The 16428-nt window shown below is 38.2% G+C and carries 10 protein-coding genes; 6 read left to right on the top strand and 4 right to left on the bottom strand.

What is annotated here, in order from left to right:
- The first annotated feature begins 137 nt into the window (after positions 1-137).
- From aceE to H4J62_RS03725, 5 genes are all read left to right on the top strand, one after another.
- Positions 138-2825, top strand: a complete 2688-nt coding sequence (gene aceE, locus H4J62_RS03705) for a pyruvate dehydrogenase (acetyl-transferring), homodimeric type (protein ID WP_182213654.1) — start codon at positions 138-140, stop codon at positions 2823-2825.
- Between the two features lie 19 nt (positions 2826-2844).
- Positions 2845-4503: a dihydrolipoyllysine-residue acetyltransferase gene (gene aceF / locus H4J62_RS03710; protein ID WP_182213652.1), complete on the top strand. Its 1659-nt coding sequence runs from the start codon at positions 2845-2847 to the stop codon at positions 4501-4503.
- Positions 4504-4715: 212 nt separating this feature from the next.
- Positions 4716-6149, top strand: a complete 1434-nt coding sequence (gene lpdA, locus H4J62_RS03715) for a dihydrolipoyl dehydrogenase (RefSeq protein ID WP_070375807.1) — start codon at positions 4716-4718, stop codon at positions 6147-6149.
- 378 nt (positions 6150-6527) lie between these two features.
- Complete coding sequence (locus H4J62_RS03720; protein WP_182213651.1) at positions 6528-8480, top strand: S9 family peptidase; 1953 nt, start codon at positions 6528-6530, stop codon at positions 8478-8480.
- Positions 8481-8666: 186 nt separating this feature from the next.
- Positions 8667-9005 carry a hypothetical protein gene (locus H4J62_RS03725; protein WP_182213649.1) on the top strand — a complete coding sequence of 113 codons (339 nt, stop codon included), beginning with the start codon at positions 8667-8669 and terminating at the stop codon, positions 9003-9005.
- Positions 9006-9253: 248 nt separating this feature from the next.
- Here H4J62_RS03725 and H4J62_RS03730 read toward each other — a convergent pair whose 3' ends face one another.
- The 4 genes from H4J62_RS03730 to H4J62_RS03745 form a co-directional block, all read right to left on the bottom strand.
- A complete protein-coding gene (locus tag H4J62_RS03730; RefSeq protein ID WP_182213647.1) occupies positions 9254-12061 on the bottom strand; it encodes a bifunctional aconitate hydratase 2/2-methylisocitrate dehydratase in 2808 nt (935 codons plus the stop codon).
- 333 nt (positions 12062-12394) lie between these two features.
- Complete coding sequence (locus tag H4J62_RS03735) at positions 12395-12688, bottom strand: hypothetical protein (protein WP_182213645.1); 294 nt, start codon at positions 12686-12688, stop codon at positions 12395-12397.
- Positions 12689-13388: 700 nt separating this feature from the next.
- Positions 13389-13952, bottom strand: a complete 564-nt coding sequence (locus tag H4J62_RS03740; RefSeq protein ID WP_182213643.1) for a YSC84-related protein — start codon at positions 13950-13952, stop codon at positions 13389-13391.
- Positions 13953-14062: 110 nt separating this feature from the next.
- Positions 14063-14962 (bottom strand): MipA/OmpV family protein, encoded by a 900-nt coding sequence (locus H4J62_RS03745; RefSeq protein WP_182213641.1) that lies wholly within the window; start codon positions 14960-14962, stop codon positions 14063-14065.
- A gap of 315 nt (positions 14963-15277) precedes the next feature.
- Between H4J62_RS03745 and H4J62_RS03750 the strand changes: the two genes are divergently transcribed.
- Positions 15278-16408: an efflux RND transporter periplasmic adaptor subunit gene (locus tag H4J62_RS03750; protein ID WP_182213639.1), complete on the top strand. Its 1131-nt coding sequence runs from the start codon at positions 15278-15280 to the stop codon at positions 16406-16408.
- The last annotated feature ends 20 nt before the right edge of the window (positions 16409-16428 follow it).

Consider the following 16428-nt stretch of genomic DNA (forward strand, 5'->3'; position numbering starts at 1 on the left):
CAAGGCATTCGTTTGCAGCAATGGTTCGCTATTGCAACAATGAGTAACGCCGTAGTGCTAGTTTTGAAACGCAATAAACCTGCATATAGAGTAATGATGACTATATATACTTACTAACTATTGGAAACTAAGTAATTATGTCTGAGCTCCCAAAAATTGATTTAGATTCATTGGAAACCCAAGAGTGGTTGGAATCTATGGATTCTATTCTGGAAAATGAAGGTCCAGATCGTGCACATTTCATTTTAGAAAAACTTATTGACCGCGCTCGTCGCAGTGGCACACATTTACCTTTTGAAGCAAAAACAGCTTATGTAAATACCATACCTCCTGGGCAAGAGCCTAATATGCCAGGTGATCAAACGATTGAAGCACGCATTCGTGCAGCTATTCGTTGGAACGCTTTAGTGCTGGTACTTCGTGCGTCGAAAAAAGATTTAGACTTAGGTGGACATATAGGCAGTTTTGCTTCTTCTGCGATGTTATACGATGTCGGTTTTAATCACTTCTTCAGAGCGGCTTCTGAAAAAGACGGTGGTGACTTTATTTTCGCACAAGGACATATCTCTCCAGGTATTTATGCGCGTGCCTTCATGGAAGGTCGTTTAACTGAATCTCAAATGGATAACTTTCGTCAAGAATGTGATGGTAAAGGGTTATCTTCTTATCCTCACCCTCATTTGATGAAAGATTTCTGGCAGTTCCCAACTGTTTCTATGGGGCTAGGTCCATTACAAGCAATTTATACTGCGCGTTTCCTTAAATATTTAACCGATCGTGGTATCAAAGATTGTTCAGCACAACGCGTTTACTGTTATTTAGGTGATGGCGAGACCGATGAGCCAGAATCATTAGGTGCTATTGGTTTAGCTTCGCGTGAAGGTTTAGATAACTTAACATTTGTTATTAACTGTAACCTACAGCGTTTAGATGGCCCTGTTCGTGGTAATGGCAAAATTATTCAAGAGCTTGAAGGTACTTTCCGTGGCGCTGGCTGGGAAGTCGTTAAAGTTATTTGGGGTTCTTACTGGGATGCCCTTATTGCCCGTGACACTTCAGGTAAACTTTTACAACTTATGGAAGAAACGGTTGACGGTGAATACCAAAACTGTAAAGCCAAGGGTGGTAAATATACCCGTGAGAACTTTTTCAATAAATACCCTGAGACAGCGGCATTGGTTGCCAATATGTCTGATGAAGATATTTATCGTTTGAATCGTGGTGGCCATGATCCGGTTAAAGTTTACGCCGCTTATAAAAAAGCGATAGAAACTAAAGGTCGTCCAACTGTCATTCTAGCAAAAACAGTAAAAGGTTTTGGTTTAGGTGCCTCAGGCGAAGCATTGAATGTTGCTCATAACGTGAAGAAAATGGATGTTGAGTCTATTAAGCTTTACCGTGATCGTTTCAATATGCCGATCAATGATGATGAAATTGCTGATTTGCCTTTCTATCGATTCCCTGAAGACAGCGAAGAGTTCAAGTACATGAAAGCGCGTCGTGAAGCGTTAGGGGGTTCTTTACCTGCTCGTCGTGTACAAGCAGATGAAACGTTAGAAATCCCATCTCTTAAAGTCTTTGACGCAATATTGAAAGGCTCTGGTGATCGTGAAGTTTCTTCAACAATGACCTTTGTTCGTGTATTGAATGCACTATTAAAAGATAAAAAAATAGGCAAGCGTATCGTGCCTATTATCCCTGATGAAGCGCGTACTTTTGGTATGGAAGGTTTATTCCGCCAAGTGGGTATTTACGCAAACGAAGGGCAAAAATACATTCCTCAAGATGCTGACCAAGTTGCTTATTATCGTGAAGATAAAAAAGGTCAGGTTTTACAAGAAGGTATTAATGAATTAGGTGCTATGGCGTCTTGGGTTGCAGCGGGTACGTCTTACTCTACTTGTAATGCGACAACAATCCCATTTTACATCTACTACTCTATGTTTGGTTTCCAACGTGTTGGTGACTTAGCTTGGGCAGCGGGTGATAGCCAAGCAAAAGGCTTTTTACTAGGCGCTACTGCCGGTCGAACAACCTTGAATGGTGAAGGTTTACAACATCAAGATGGTCACTCACATGTGCAAGCAGGTTTGATCCCTAATTGTGTGACGTACGATCCTACTTATGGTTATGAAATATCGGTTATTGTGCGTGAAGGTTTACGTCGCATGTATGAAGAAAATGAAAATATTTTCTTTTACTTAACCTTGATGAACGAAAACTATAAACATCCGGCGATGCCTGAAAATAAAAATGTTGAAGAGCAAATAATTAAAGGTATTTACAAGCTTGAAACGGTAGCAGCGAAGAAAGCTTCGAAAAAACCAAAAGTTAACGTGCAGTTGATGGGCTCAGGCACTATCTTGGAAAAGGTACGTGAAGCGGCACAAATTTTAAGTGCTGATTACGGTATTTCAAGTGATGTTTACTCAGTAACTTCATTCAATGAATTAGCCCGTGACGGTCAAGATGTTGCACGCTGGAATATGCTTCACCCAGAAAGTAAGCAAAAACAAGCGTACATTTCTAACGTTATTACCAAAGAAAATGGTCCTGCAATTGCAGCAACTGATTATATTAAAAACTATTCAGAGCAAGTGCGTGCCTACATAGACACCGAATACCGCTGTTTAGGTACCGATGGTTTTGGTCGCAGTGACAGTCGCGCTAATTTACGTACTCACTTTGAAGTGAATGCTGCTTATATTGTTGTTGCGGCGTTATTTGAGTTAGCTAACCGTGGTGATGTTGAGCGTTCAGTAGTTACTGAAGCGATTAAACGCTTTGATATCGATACTGAAAAACTTAACCCACTTTACGCATAAGCAGACTAGGAGATTTAATATGTCAGATAGTCAAAAAATTCTAGTCCCTGATGTTGGTGGCGACGAAGTAGAAATTATTGAAATTTGTTTTGCTGTTGGCGATTCAATCGAAGCAGACGAAGGAATTGTTACCGTTGAAACTGATAAAGCATCAATGGATATCCCGGCACCATTTGCTGGAAAGTTATCAGCATTATTGGTCAGTGTTGGCGATAAAATTAAAGAAGGTGATGTGATTGCTGAAATGACATCATCGCAAGCAGCACCTGAAACTACAGACGAAGCGCCAGCAGAAGCTGTAGAAGAAACGGTTGCAGAAGTTGAGTCAACTCCTGCACCTGCTGAGGCTCCTGCTAAGGCGGCGGTATCAGCACAAAGTGAAATTATTGATATTGCAGTTCCTGATATTGGTGAAGACGGTGAAGTTGAAATTATCGACGTTTTAGTGAGTGTTGGTGATGTTATTGAAGTTGAAGATGGTTTAATCACCTTAGAAACAGATAAAGCTACAATGGACGTGCCTTCGTCACATGCGGGTACCGTTAAAGAAGTATTGGTTAGCGTTGGTGGCAAAGTAAAGCAGGGCGCTATTGTAATTAAGCTTGAAACATCAAGTGGCTCACCAGTTGAAGTCGCTGCTCCTGCTCCTGTTGCTGAAGAAGTTGCTGAAGCACCGAAAGCTAAACCCGCACCACAAAAGGCTGCTCCTGTTCCGCATCACCCACAAGCGGGTAAAGTGGCTTCATCGGGCAGTATCTATACTTCGCCATCGATTCGCCGTATTGCACGTGAATATGGTGTTGATTTAACCTTAGTTAAAGGAACGGGCAGAAAAAGTCGTATTTTAAAAGAAGACGTACAGTCTTACGTGAAATACGAACTGTCTCGACCTAAAGCTAACGCGGGTAGCTCGGTTGCTGCGGGTGAGGGTGGATTACAGGTCGTCAGTGCTAAGGCTATCGATTTCTCGAAGTTTGGCGAAATTGAAACGAAAGCACTTACGCGTATTCAAAAAATATCAGGTCCATTTCTTCATCGTAATTGGGTAACTATTCCACATGTTACTCAATTTGATGAAGCTGATATCACTAATGTTGAAGCGTTTCGTAAAGAACAAAATGTTATTTGTGAAAAGAAAAAGCTAGGCTTTAAGATCACGCCATTAGTCTTTATTTTAAAAGCGGTTGCTGATGCTTTACGTGAATTCCCTGCGTTTAACTCAAGTTTGAGTGAAGACGGAGAAAGCTTAATTCTCAAGAAATACATTCACATCGGTGTTGCTGTTGATACGCCTAATGGTTTAGTTGTCCCGGTAGTACGTGATGTCGACCAAAAAGGTATTCATCAACTCTCTCGTGAACTTCTAGAAATTAGCATGAAAGCACGAGATGGCAAATTGAAAGCGACCGATATGCAAGGTGGATGTTTTACTATTTCTAGTCTTGGTGGTATTGGTGGTACAGCATTCACGCCGATTGTTAATGCTCCAGAAGTGGCAATTTTAGGTGTTTCAAAATCAGAAATAAAACCTAAGTGGAATGGTAAGGATTTTGAGCCTAAACTTATGTTGCCATTATCAATGTCGTACGACCATCGTGTTATTGACGGTGCCTTAGCCGCGCGCTTTACGGTACACTTAGCCAGTGTAATGTCTGATATTCGTCAATTGATCTTATAATTGATAGAGTCTTTGACGCTAAGATAAAAGTGAGCAGGCAGAAGTGCCTCTCACTTTTTACTACTTTGGTCAAAGAAGGTGCGATTAAAGATGGTACTTTGGTAGGAGTTTAAGTAAAATTCCGCCCAGTAAAGTATAAATAATATTATATTTGTGGCTTTCCATATTGGCAAAGCGATAAATGACAAAACAACAAGTTAATTGAGGTAAACATGAGTAACGAAATTAAAACTCAAGTAGTAGTATTAGGTTCAGGCCCTGGTGGTTATTCAGCGGCATTCCGTGCTGCAGATTTAGGTTTAGATGTAGTCTTAATTGAAAGCCGAAAAACATTAGGTGGTGTTTGTTTGAATGTGGGTTGTATCCCATCAAAAGCATTACTTCATGTTGCTAAAGTTATTGATGATGCAGCTGCAATGGCTTCACACGGGGTTACTTTTGGTAAGCCTGAAATTAATTTAGATAAAATTCGTGACTGGAAAGATAGCGTAGTCTCTCAACTTACTGGCGGCTTAGGTGGAATGTCTAAAGCGCGTAAAGTGACTACAGTTTATGGTTACGGCAAGTTCACTTCAGATAAAACGATTGAAGTTGAAGGCAATGACGGCGAGAAAACGACGGTTACTTTTGATAATGCTATTATCGCCGCTGGTTCTTCTGTTATTGATTTACCTTTTATTCCAAATGATGACCCACGCGTTATTGATTCAACAGGCGCTTTAGAACTTCATGACATTCCTGATGAAATGTTAGTATTGGGTGGTGGTATTATCGGTCTAGAAATGGGTACGGTATACAGAGCTTTAGGCGCTAATGTTTCAGTGGTTGAATTTGCTGATCAATTAGTACCAGCTGCAGATAAAGACATTGTTAAAATTTATACTAATTTCAACAAGAAAAACTTCAACATTATGTTATCTACTAAAGTGGTTGCAGTTGAAGCTAAAGTTGACGGTTTGTATGTGACTTTTGAAGGTAAAAAAGCACCAGCAGAACCGGTACGTTACGACAAAATTTTAGTGGCTGTTGGCCGTAAGCCAAATGGTCATTTAGTTGCTGCTGACAAAGCAGGTGTTAACGTTGATGAACGTGGTTTTATCAATGTAACGAATGAACTACGTACTAACGTTCCACATATTTTTGCTATTGGTGATGTTGTTGGTCAACCTATGCTTGCACATAAAGCAGTTCATGAAGCGCATTGTGCAGCAGAAGTTATCTCAGGTAAGAAGCATACCTTTGAACCACGTTGTATCCCTTCTGTTGCTTACACTGATCCTGAAATGGCTTGGACTGGCGTAACAGAGACTGAAGCTAAAGAGCAAGGTTTAAACATTGAAGTCGCTAACTTCCCTTGGGCGGCTTCTGGTCGTGCTATCGCTTCTGGCCGTACTGAAGGTAAAACTAAGTTAATCTTTGAAAAAGAAACGGGCCGTATTCTTGGTGGTGCCATTGTTGGTATCAACGCAGGCGAAATGTTGGGCGAAATTTGTTTAGCCGTTGAAATGGGTGCTGATGCAGAAGACATAGGCTTAACCATTCATGCTCATCCAACATTAAATGAATCTATTGGCTTAGCAGCTGAAATTTTTGAAGGTTCAATTACTGATTTACCTAATGCAAAAGCGGTAAAGAAAAAGAAATAATCATTGTTTTTAAGTAAACGATAAACTTGCATTTATGCTGAAATGCCATTCACTATTGATAGTGAATGGCATTTTTTATGGGCTATTGTTTTAGTTAGCGCTTAATCTTTACTGAACTAAGTGCCTAAGCCCCAATTCACCAACGCTATTTAGTGAAATTCAGCGATATACCTTTTTACCTTCCTTTTTTGATCATTATTATCAGTCATCTTTTTTTCAATGACCCACGTCGTTATTAGTTTGGATCGACCTGAATTATAAATATGGCAAGTTTACTGGCAATTTTGTAAATAATTTGTAAAGATATAGGTAAATGATTTTTATCGTATCATCGATAATGACAACTACCGCTAATCAACAAGTCGCTAGGATGCAGTAATGAAAAAAATAATAATCACTATTCTATTGCTCAGCGTGACCTTCTTAAGTCATGCAGAAAAACAAACGTTAACCTACAAGGAGTTTGGTCACTTACCTATAATTCAAGAACCTACCGTATCACCAGATGGTAAACATATTGCTGGAATATTTAACAGTGAAGATGGTCCGTCGGTTGTGATGAGTGACTTTGGCTCAAATAGCATTATAAAACTTGTTAGCCTTAAAAAGTCTAAAGACAGAATAGACTCGGTTATGTGGGCAAATAATGAACGTTTGTTGGTATCATCGAGTTACTCTAAAAAGCAATGGGGTGATAGATTTCGAGTTAATCGATTATTTTCGGTTAACATTGACGGCAGTAAGTTGGTTGAATTAAATCGTGCAGCAAATCTTCGCAGTTTAACGGGTGCAGAAATCGCTATGTATGATTTAAACAGCTCTCAACAAGTTGTTTCGTTATTAAAAGCAGAAAAAGAATTTGTATTATTGCAGATGTACTCTCCTAAAGATAAAGGACAATCTGTCTATAAAGTTAATATTTATGAAAATAAATTTGAAAAGTTATTCGTTAATAAATATGACGTTTATAGTTGGGTTGCCAATAAAGCGGGTGATGTCGTATTGGGTGTAGGGTCTGACGATTATGACAGTACGATTACGAATATATGGTACAGAAAAGACAATAATGATGAGTGGAAGTTATTACACTCTAAAAAGGCGTTCGAAGGTGAAACTTTTTCTCCTATCTTAGTTAGTGATGATAAGGCGATTGTTATCTCTGATCACAAGTTACACAGAGACGCACTTTGGCAATATGATATTAAGTCGGGAGCCTACGATAAGCTATTATATGCTAATGATAACTATGATGTAGAAGGTGCTATTTTTAATGCGGATAGAAATGAAGTTATTGGTGCTATTTATTTCGAGCACTACCGTAAGAATCATTTTTTTACTGATGCTGACACTGAAATCTATAACATTGTAAAAAATAGTTTCAAGCAATACCAAGCCAGTATTTATAGTATGAGCAAAGATAAAAAGAAAATTTTAGTAGCTGCTCAGCGAGATAATTCACCCCCTAAGTTTTTTTGGTTAGATTTAGCTAAAAAATCAGGTGGTTTTTGGATCAGTCAATACCCCTATTTAGAAGGCAAGTCGCTGGCTAGTGTTCAACCGTTTCAATTTGAAGCATCTGATGGTATGTCATTGCACGGGTATTTAACGTTGCCAACAACGCCAATGAGTAATAATAAAAAACCACCCTTGATTATTCACCCTCATGGCGGTCCACAATCAAGAGATTACCAATACTTTAGTCCGTTTGTGCAATACTTTGCCAGTAAAGGTTATGCCGTACTGCAAGTTAACTTTCGTGGCTCCACTGGCTTTAGTAACGCTTATCAAACCGCTGGTTACCAACAGTGGGGAAAACGTATGCAAGATGATATTTATGAGGCGATAGACTGGTTAGCTGAGACCGAACTGGTTGATACTAATAATAGCTGTATTGTTGGTGCTAGCTACGGCGGTTATGTGGCATTAACGGCTGCATTTCAAAGGCCCAAGCAATTTAAATGTATTGCCAGTATCGCTGGGATTGGTGACTTACTTGAGTTAGCAAAAGATGAATACAGATACGAATCTAAACGACCTTTTATTGATAAAACCATTGGTAACCCAACGGACGATAAAATTATTGCCAGTCTTAAAGCGACTTCTGCAATTAACTATCTTAAACAGATCAAAGCACCGATATTATTGATTCATGGTAAACATGATACTCAGGTAAGGTTTAGCCAATCTGACGATTTTTATGATGCGGCTAAAGACGCTGATTTAGATATCGATTTTGTTGAGTTTGCTAATGGTACACATTATCTCGATGAAAATGAAAATCGCATAGAAGCATTTAAGGTGGTGGGTGAATTCTTAGAAAAGCACTTGTAAATGCTTGACTAACTTCATATAAAAACCAGCATTTTTGCTGGTTTTTATGTTTAGGAACCGTGAACTGTCTCAGCACCATCGCCATACCTTGGCAGCTATATTGTCTCAGCATTAGTACATTTTTGGTTGTCGATGGTAGAGTACAGCTGCTTTATACTATAAATTATTATTTGAAAAGGACTTATGATGCGTTTATTTACTTTAGCTATTACTTGTTTTGCTCTATCTGCTTGTACCAACATTGTTTCTGAAAACGGAGCTTCACAATGGGATTTTGATCACAATATTCAGTTTGAACAAACAAAACTCTCTGACAATAAATATCACTTAGTGGTTAACCCTAAGTCTGATACTCATTTTGATAAGCTGGCTACTTTTATGATGAGACAGTCTTACGAGATTTGTGGCACTTATGGTTTTACCATTGAAGTGTTAAAAGGTATTGAAAAGTTTGATGACAGAAAATCGTTTCCAAATTTAATTATGCCTTCGTTATCTGCTAATATTGAATGCGCTAGTCAGTAGAAGCATTTCTGTTCAATGTAAACTTCTCTCACGTGCTCACTTAATTACAGACCCAGTTAAGTGAGGATAGTCCTTGCATGGCTGTGCCATTTTTAATAACTAGAAGATTAAAATAAAAAAGGATTACTTATTTTAGTTGATAGTAAGTTTTACCTCACTCAACCAAAATAAATAACCCTTATATTTCTAAGTCTATTTTAATGTATCGCTTAAAATAGAGTCCCTTATTAAGGACTCTATATCGGTGATTACATTACTGTAATAGGTACTGCTTGAGCAGTATACTTAGTCGTCATTTCATGCGTAGGAGGAGCAAATCGAGTTAAATCGATACCCTCTACTGCTGACTTGTACTCTTCGATTGTTGGGAAACGACCAAGCATCGTTGAAAGTACAACTAACGGTGTAGAGCCAAGTAACGATTCGCCTTTTTTCTCAGCAGTATCTGCTACAACACGACCTTGGAATAAACGTGTTGATGTTGCAATAACCGTGTCACCAGGTTCAGCTTTTTCTTGGTTACCCATACATAAGTTACAGCCTGGGCGTTCAAGGTACATGATGTTTTCGTACTTAGTACGCGCAGCATTTTTAGGTACAGCATCGTCAAATTCGAAGCCTGAATATTTTTGTAAAATCTCCCAATCGCCTTCAGCTTTAAGCTCATCAACAATATTGTAAGTTGGTGGTGCAACAACTAATGGAGCTTTAAATTCTATCTTGTTACCTTGTGCTTCCATATTACGGAACATTTGAGCGATAATTTGCATATCACCTTTGTGAACCATACAAGAACCAACAAAACCTAGGTCAACTGATTTATCAGCGTAGTATGAAACAGGGCGAATAACATCATGAGTGTAACGTTTAGAAGCATCGTCGTTGTTTACATCTGGATCAGCAATCATTGGCTGGTCGATAATATCTAAATCAATGACTACTTCCGCGTAGTATTTAGCATTTTCATCTGGTGCTAATGCTGGCGTAGTGCCTGATTTTATTCCTTCGATACGTTGGTCAGCTAAGGCGATTAAACCGTTAAGTGTTTTCGCTTCGTTTTCCATACCCTTGTTGATCATTATCTGGATACGGCTCTTAGCAAGCTCAAGTGATTGAATTAATGTTTCATCTTCAGAAATACAGATTGAGGCTTTTGCCTTCATTTCTGCAGACCAATCAGTAAAGGTAAATGCTTGGTCAGCTAATAATGTACCGATATGCACTTCAATGATACGACCTTGGAAGACATTTTCGCCATCAAATTGCTTAAGCATTTGCGCTTGAGTAGAATGAACTACATCACGGAAATCCATGTGGCCTTGCATCTTGCCTTTAAAAGTAACTTTTACAGACTCAGGGATTGGCATAGCCGATTCACCTGTGGCAAGTGCGATTGCTACTGTACCCGAGTCAGCACCAAAGGCTACACCTTTAGACATACGAGTATGCGAGTCACCACCAATGATGATTGCGCGATCGTCTACGGTAATATCATTTAATACTTTATGAATAACATCAGTCATTGCATGGTAAACGCCTTTCGGGTCACGTGCAGTAATAAGACCGAACTTGTTCATGAATGCCATTAATTTAGGAATGTTAGCTTTAGCTTTGCTATCCCAAACTGACGCTGTATGACAACCTGATTGGTATGCACCGTCTACTAGTGGAGAAATAGTAGATGCTGCCATCGCTTCAAGCTCTTGACATGTCATAGGACCTGTTGTGTCTTGAGAGCCAACAATGTTAACTTTAACGCGAACATCTGAGCCTGCATGTAATGGTGTGTTCGATGTTACACCAACTGCGTTGTTATTAAAGATTTTTTCAACGGCAGTTAAACCTTGACCTTCATGAGAAATTTCTTTTGAAGAGGCATATACAGGTGGTGTTGCTACGCCAAGTGTTTCAGCTGCGAACGTTTGTAATTTCTTACCAAATGTTACCGCGTAAGAACCGCCAGCTTTCATGAATTCAACTTTCTGTGGTGTAAAGGCTGAAGATATATCCGCAAGCTCTTTGTCACCGTTGTATAATTTTTTCGCTTTGGTATCGATAGTTAATACGGTACCAGTCGCTACAGAATAAGCTTCCTCTAAAACTGCATCACCATTTGCATCAACAACGGCGTTGCCACTTGCATCGACTTTCTTAACCCAGTTTTTAAGGTCAAGACCAATGCCGCCAGTTACATCAACAGTTGTTAAGAAGATTGGAGAAATACCATTAGTACCCGCAACTATAGGCGCAATGTTAATAAACGGTACGTATGGACTTGCTTGTTTACCTGCCAATAGTGCAACGTTGTTAACACCCGACATACGAGATGAACCAACACCCATAGTGCCTTTTTCAGCGATAAGCATGACTTTCGCTTTAGGGTACTTAACTTGTAAAGCTTTAATTTCTGCTTGAGCTTCTGGAGTGCTCATGCATTGGCCATGTAATTCACGGTCAGCACGTGAGTGTGCTTGATGACCTGGAGATAATAAATCAGTTGAGATATCACCTTCACCGGCAATATAAGTGACTATTTCAACTTTTGCTTCAACTTCAGGTAACTTAGTGAAGAATTCAGCTTGAGCGTAGCTTTCTAAAATATCTTTCGCCAGTGCGTTGCCTGCTTTAAATGCAGCTTCAAGACGTGCTGTATCAGCGTCATATAAAAATACTTGAGTTTTTAAAACTTCTGCTGCTGGTTTTGCTACTGCTGCGTCATCAGATAATGCTAAATCAAGAAGTACTTCAATTGAAGGGCCGCCTTTCATATGAGATAACAATTCAAAAGCGAACGTTGGGGTAATTTCTGCGACAACTGACTGAGCTAGAATAATTTCTTTTAAAAATTCAGCTTTTACACCTGCAGCACTGGTTGTGCCTGGTAAAGTGTTATAAATGAAAAAGTTAAGTGAATCTTCGCGATGCTCATTTGCAGAATCTTTAATTTGAGCAATGATTTCTGATAATAGATCAGCAGAATCAATGGGTAGAGGAGCTAATCCTAGCTCATTCTTACGATTTTCAATTTCTTTAATGTACTCTAAATATAGACTCATTTAAAACTCTCTCTAGTTCTAATGGGCTAATAACATTATCATCATTAGCAAGGAAAAATTTTGCTTATAGTTTACCTGATTTTTGAGCTACTACGAATCATTTGATTAAATAAGTACTATTCACCGCAGTGATAACTAATAGAAAGTCTAGTTGTAGTAGTTATGTTGGTATTGTTGTGCGTTGATAATATTGTAAAAGTGAGGTGAATTTCACTCTCAGTCGAAAGGTTTACTTTGCGATATACTCACAACTGCTCATATTATAACCTAAGTATAGATTGGGCATGGTCATTTATCGATGCTTTTTAGCTGCTACGGTTGGTTAATCTTTTATTAATGGCCTAACTTTTTAAGGATATTTTTCATATGACTTTTAAAGTTTTTCTCATCTTTTGATAAACCACAGTTAAATTGTGATGTCGTTTTGCCTTGAAGGCCAATAACTGATAAATCTTCAGTTAACGTACAAGTACCGTTATCACCTTTTTTGACACTAAAGCCATTCCCCACCTGACTAGCTGTTGAGCCAATCTTCTTCTTTTGTGTATCTTCAACAAAAGAGTGCGGAACATAACTCGGTGTACCATGCATTAACGAGCCTGTATTAGGTTTAGCGAAGTTTTGCATGGCTTGGTCGATTATTTGCTGATTAATTTTATCTTTAAGGCGAGATAAATTTTGGGAAGTTGTGTGGTGTTTTATCTCTTCAGGCTGTTGTTTTTTTAGCGGAGCAGTTATCGCTTTTATTAAAGGACTTGATGGTTTAATTTCTATCTTTTGCTGTGCAACGTCTTTAATGGCTAATTTTTTTTGTGCTACTTTTTTCTGTTCACTATCAACGGAAATGACTTTTTCTTGTTTATTTTTAATCGGTTTATAATAGATAAAACTATTAATAGGTACTATTTTTGGTGTTTTGGTGAAATTATCGATCGGTTTGTCTTTCGTATTACTTAACAGTAAAACAACAAAAATATGGAAAATAATAGAGAAAAAAATAGCAAACTTATAACCTTGTATTGTAAACCTCCTTGTAAATACCGTTTTTATATACCTGTTTACGTTATTGATTTTAATAAAAGCACTTATTATTAAACATTCAAGTTAACGACTTATTACTCGGCTAAATAGACCATAGATAAAAAGGTAAGTTCATCTTCTTGATGGTTTTTATAATTAAGTGGAATTTAGCCAGAGTTAAGCTTGTCCATCAACCGAAGTTAATTTATGTTGATTTTCCCTTAAAGCGCACAAGGTTTATTTATATATTGTGCACTTTACATCAATAACAGATTTAACTAAGGATAATGACTACTGAGTTGGGCTGTTAATTAAGCTTACTGTCCTGCCAAAACTTAGTGCCTTTTATTGTTGCCTGCAGGGCTAAGCCATTTTCAGTAAAAGTGTAGACAGTTACATCACCGTAATACATTTCTCCTTCAACTGAACCGCCTTTATCACCCGCTTTTGCAGCGGCATCAACATTACCACCAAAGCTCCAACCTTGATTAACAAAATCATTCATTGCTTGTGCCGTATGAAATACCATAACAATACGGTAATCTTTAACACCAAGACCAAGGCCTATACCACCTTCAGCCATATTCATATAAGTATATTTAGCTGAATTATTACTTTTAACAACACCATAGCCTGTACCAGCTGCCATAAATATTAAATTGATATTAGCATTCGAAAAGACAGCATAACCTGCCGCTGAATTAATTTGGCTACGGGTATCTGGTTTATTAGCAAAAAGTTGGTTAAGCACCGTATCTTTCATCGTTATAATTTCTTGCTGTTGTTCTGCTTTACTACCATCTCCCATTGAAGCACAAGCAACCAAGGTTAAGCTAAGCATTAAAGAGAACAATTTTTTAATTGAGAACATCGTTTTTTTCCTTTTGTAATTGATTATCTACAGTTTAGAGCAGTGTTAACTTTTTTATAAGTCAATTTAATCAATAGTAGCTATTTGTTTTAGTGTCATTGAAAGGTTTGTTACCAACTCGCTTTTTTGTCACTTTCGTATAAGCGCCAAACAAAGCCAATACCGACGCTGTAAGTAATGTCTTCTTCATAAAGAGGACTATTCTGGTTGGCTGCACCTTGATGAAATTGTGCTGAGCCAGTGATAAATGCGCGGATATTTTTTCGTATGGGTAATGACAGACCCATAGAAAGTTCGGCGCCCAAATAGCCTCCTTTGGCATTATATTGTTGGCGATTGCTATTGGCGAATTTGCGATCAACCTGATAAAAGTAATCTTGTAATTTTTCAGTCGCAAAAGTTAAGCTAAAAGCGATATTTAAGCCTACTTCTTTAAAAATTGCACCACGCTGTTGGTATGAAATGGTTGGCTCTATAACAAAACCACGATCGTCGATGCGATCAAAATCAGTAGAAAATACCGCTCTTGCTTGCAAGCGAGCTTTGAGTCTTGCATCTCCACCTTGTGAAAATTTATAGTCTTTAATGCGATAAATTAATTGTGGCCCTATTTCAAATAAGAAGTCTAATTCAGGCATACCAGCTCGAGATGTATTGTCATCACTGTCGGCAGAGAATGCACCGCCAAAGGAGAGGTCTAATTCAAAATCACTTGTTTCAACAACAACTGCACGCATGCCATCACCACCCCCAACCCGAAATACATCGCCCCGATAAACGACATAGGGCGCGGCTAATGCAATAAAATTTCGCTCGCTTGATGCCGGGTAATTAGCGACTTCTATAGCGCCACCACCAAGTCCAAACTCCCATAAAGGCTGACTTTCGTTGATGTTCTCAAAGCCAGTTAGCCCGCGAACAGGGGACTCGTCTTTGTCATTAGCAATAACGGGCGATACGAAGATAACAGCAGTAAAAATCGCTAAAAAATACAGTTTTATAAAAGACATTCAACAACCTTGTTAGTAATAAAAACTTTATATATTAATCGTAAACCATAGTGTGCGGTGATTAAAACTATTTTAATTATTTTAGTGGTAGGTGTTTAATGTCGATACTGAAAAAAAATGTTCGTTCGATAGATAGCGTTTCTGTGGCGACTTAATAAATAATTCAAAATATTTTTTACGGATAAAATTCTTATACTTGCTAGTAATCATAACTCGTTACAATTGAATGTTTAATAACCCTCAAAAGCTATTTGTATCTTACTTGCCGATCCGGATAAAATGACATTAATTATAATTATAAAACAACGGACCGTTATGCACCTCAATTCACTAGCAACTTCATTATTATTATCACTATTCTTAGTCACAGTGTTAAGCGCTTGTAATGAAGAAAAAGTAGCAGACAAAGAAAAGAAAGTTTATCAGGTGCCCGTAGAAACTACTCTTGTTGACAATAGAACGATCACTAATACTTATCGAACAACTGCTGTACTTGAAGCAAAAGCTGAAAGCAAAGTCACCAATAAAGTCACAGGCATGATTAACAAGATATTAGTTGAAGAGGGAATGTCGGTTACCAAAGGACAAATTTTAGCTGAAATTGATTCTGAAAATTATTTATTAGAACTTGAACGTACCACTATAGATGTCGACTCTGCGGTTGCCGAATTTAACCGCAGTAGACCAATAGATGGTGAACAACTGATATCGGTTAAAGATCTAGAGAAGCTTGAGTTTTTAGTGAAAACAAGAAAAAACCAACAAAAAGTGGCGGCGATACAAGTACGTGATTCAAAGGTAAGAGCGCCAATATCAGGTGTTATTGCTTCAAGAATGGTGAAAGAAGGCAATATGACCGCTAATGTTGGTGGTGAAATGTTTACCATTGTTGCGCTCGATACCTTACAAGGGGTTGTTTATTTACCCGAATCTGAAATGAATAATGTTCATGTTGGTCAACAAGCGTATTTAAACTTTCCGGCAAATGCAAAAGAAGTTCCTGCAACGGTTGGCTTAATCTCACCAATCATTGATACCGAGTCGGGGACTTTTAAAGTGACCTTAAAAGTTAATAATGATAACCATGTCTTAAAACCAGGGATGTTTGCCAAAGTGTCACTAACACTTGATGTTCATGATAACGCGCAAATTGTGCCACAAAATGCCTTGCTTGTTACCGACACTGAAACCAGCTTATTCGTTATTCAAGATAATAAAGCTAAGAAAGTTACAGTGGTTACCGGTTTTGAACAAGATGGCTTTGTTGAAATATTAACGCCACTAAATGCCCTTGAACCGGTAGTGATTGTCGGTCAGCAAGGTTTGAAAATTGATAGTGCTGTAAAAATAATAGGTGAAGAAGAAACCCAAAAGAAGAACGTTGAACTAACTACTGATAATAACGCCGTTAAGGAAAATGCTGATAATCAAGCAACACAAGACTAATAAGTTGTGAACTAGCTTTT

This window comes from Colwellia sp. BRX8-5 (assembly GCF_014077325.1).
Classification (GTDB): domain Bacteria; phylum Pseudomonadota; class Gammaproteobacteria; order Enterobacterales; family Alteromonadaceae; genus Colwellia_A.

Excerpts from the sequence above, each read along its gene's own strand:
- aceE (WP_182213654.1), top strand. The coding sequence starts at position 138 with ATGTCTGAGCTCCCAAAAATTGATTTAGATTCATTGGAAACCCAAGAG.
- aceF (WP_182213652.1), top strand. The coding sequence starts at position 2,845 with ATGTCAGATAGTCAAAAAATTCTAGTCCCTGATGTTGGTGGCGACGAA.
- lpdA (WP_070375807.1), top strand. The coding sequence starts at position 4,716 with ATGAGTAACGAAATTAAAACTCAAGTAGTAGTATTAGGTTCAGGCCCT.
- H4J62_RS03720 (WP_182213651.1), top strand. The coding sequence starts at position 6,528 with ATGAAAAAAATAATAATCACTATTCTATTGCTCAGCGTGACCTTCTTA.
- H4J62_RS03725 (WP_182213649.1), top strand. The coding sequence starts at position 8,667 with ATGCGTTTATTTACTTTAGCTATTACTTGTTTTGCTCTATCTGCTTGT.
- H4J62_RS03730 (WP_182213647.1), bottom strand. The coding sequence starts at position 12,061 with ATGAGTCTATATTTAGAGTACATTAAAGAAATTGAAAATCGTAAGAAT.
- H4J62_RS03735 (WP_182213645.1), bottom strand. The coding sequence starts at position 12,688 with ATGCAAAACTTCGCTAAACCTAATACAGGCTCGTTAATGCATGGTACA.
- H4J62_RS03740 (WP_182213643.1), bottom strand. The coding sequence starts at position 13,952 with ATGTTCTCAATTAAAAAATTGTTCTCTTTAATGCTTAGCTTAACCTTG.
- H4J62_RS03745 (WP_182213641.1), bottom strand. The coding sequence starts at position 14,962 with ATGTCTTTTATAAAACTGTATTTTTTAGCGATTTTTACTGCTGTTATC.
- H4J62_RS03750 (WP_182213639.1), top strand. The coding sequence starts at position 15,278 with ATGCACCTCAATTCACTAGCAACTTCATTATTATTATCACTATTCTTA.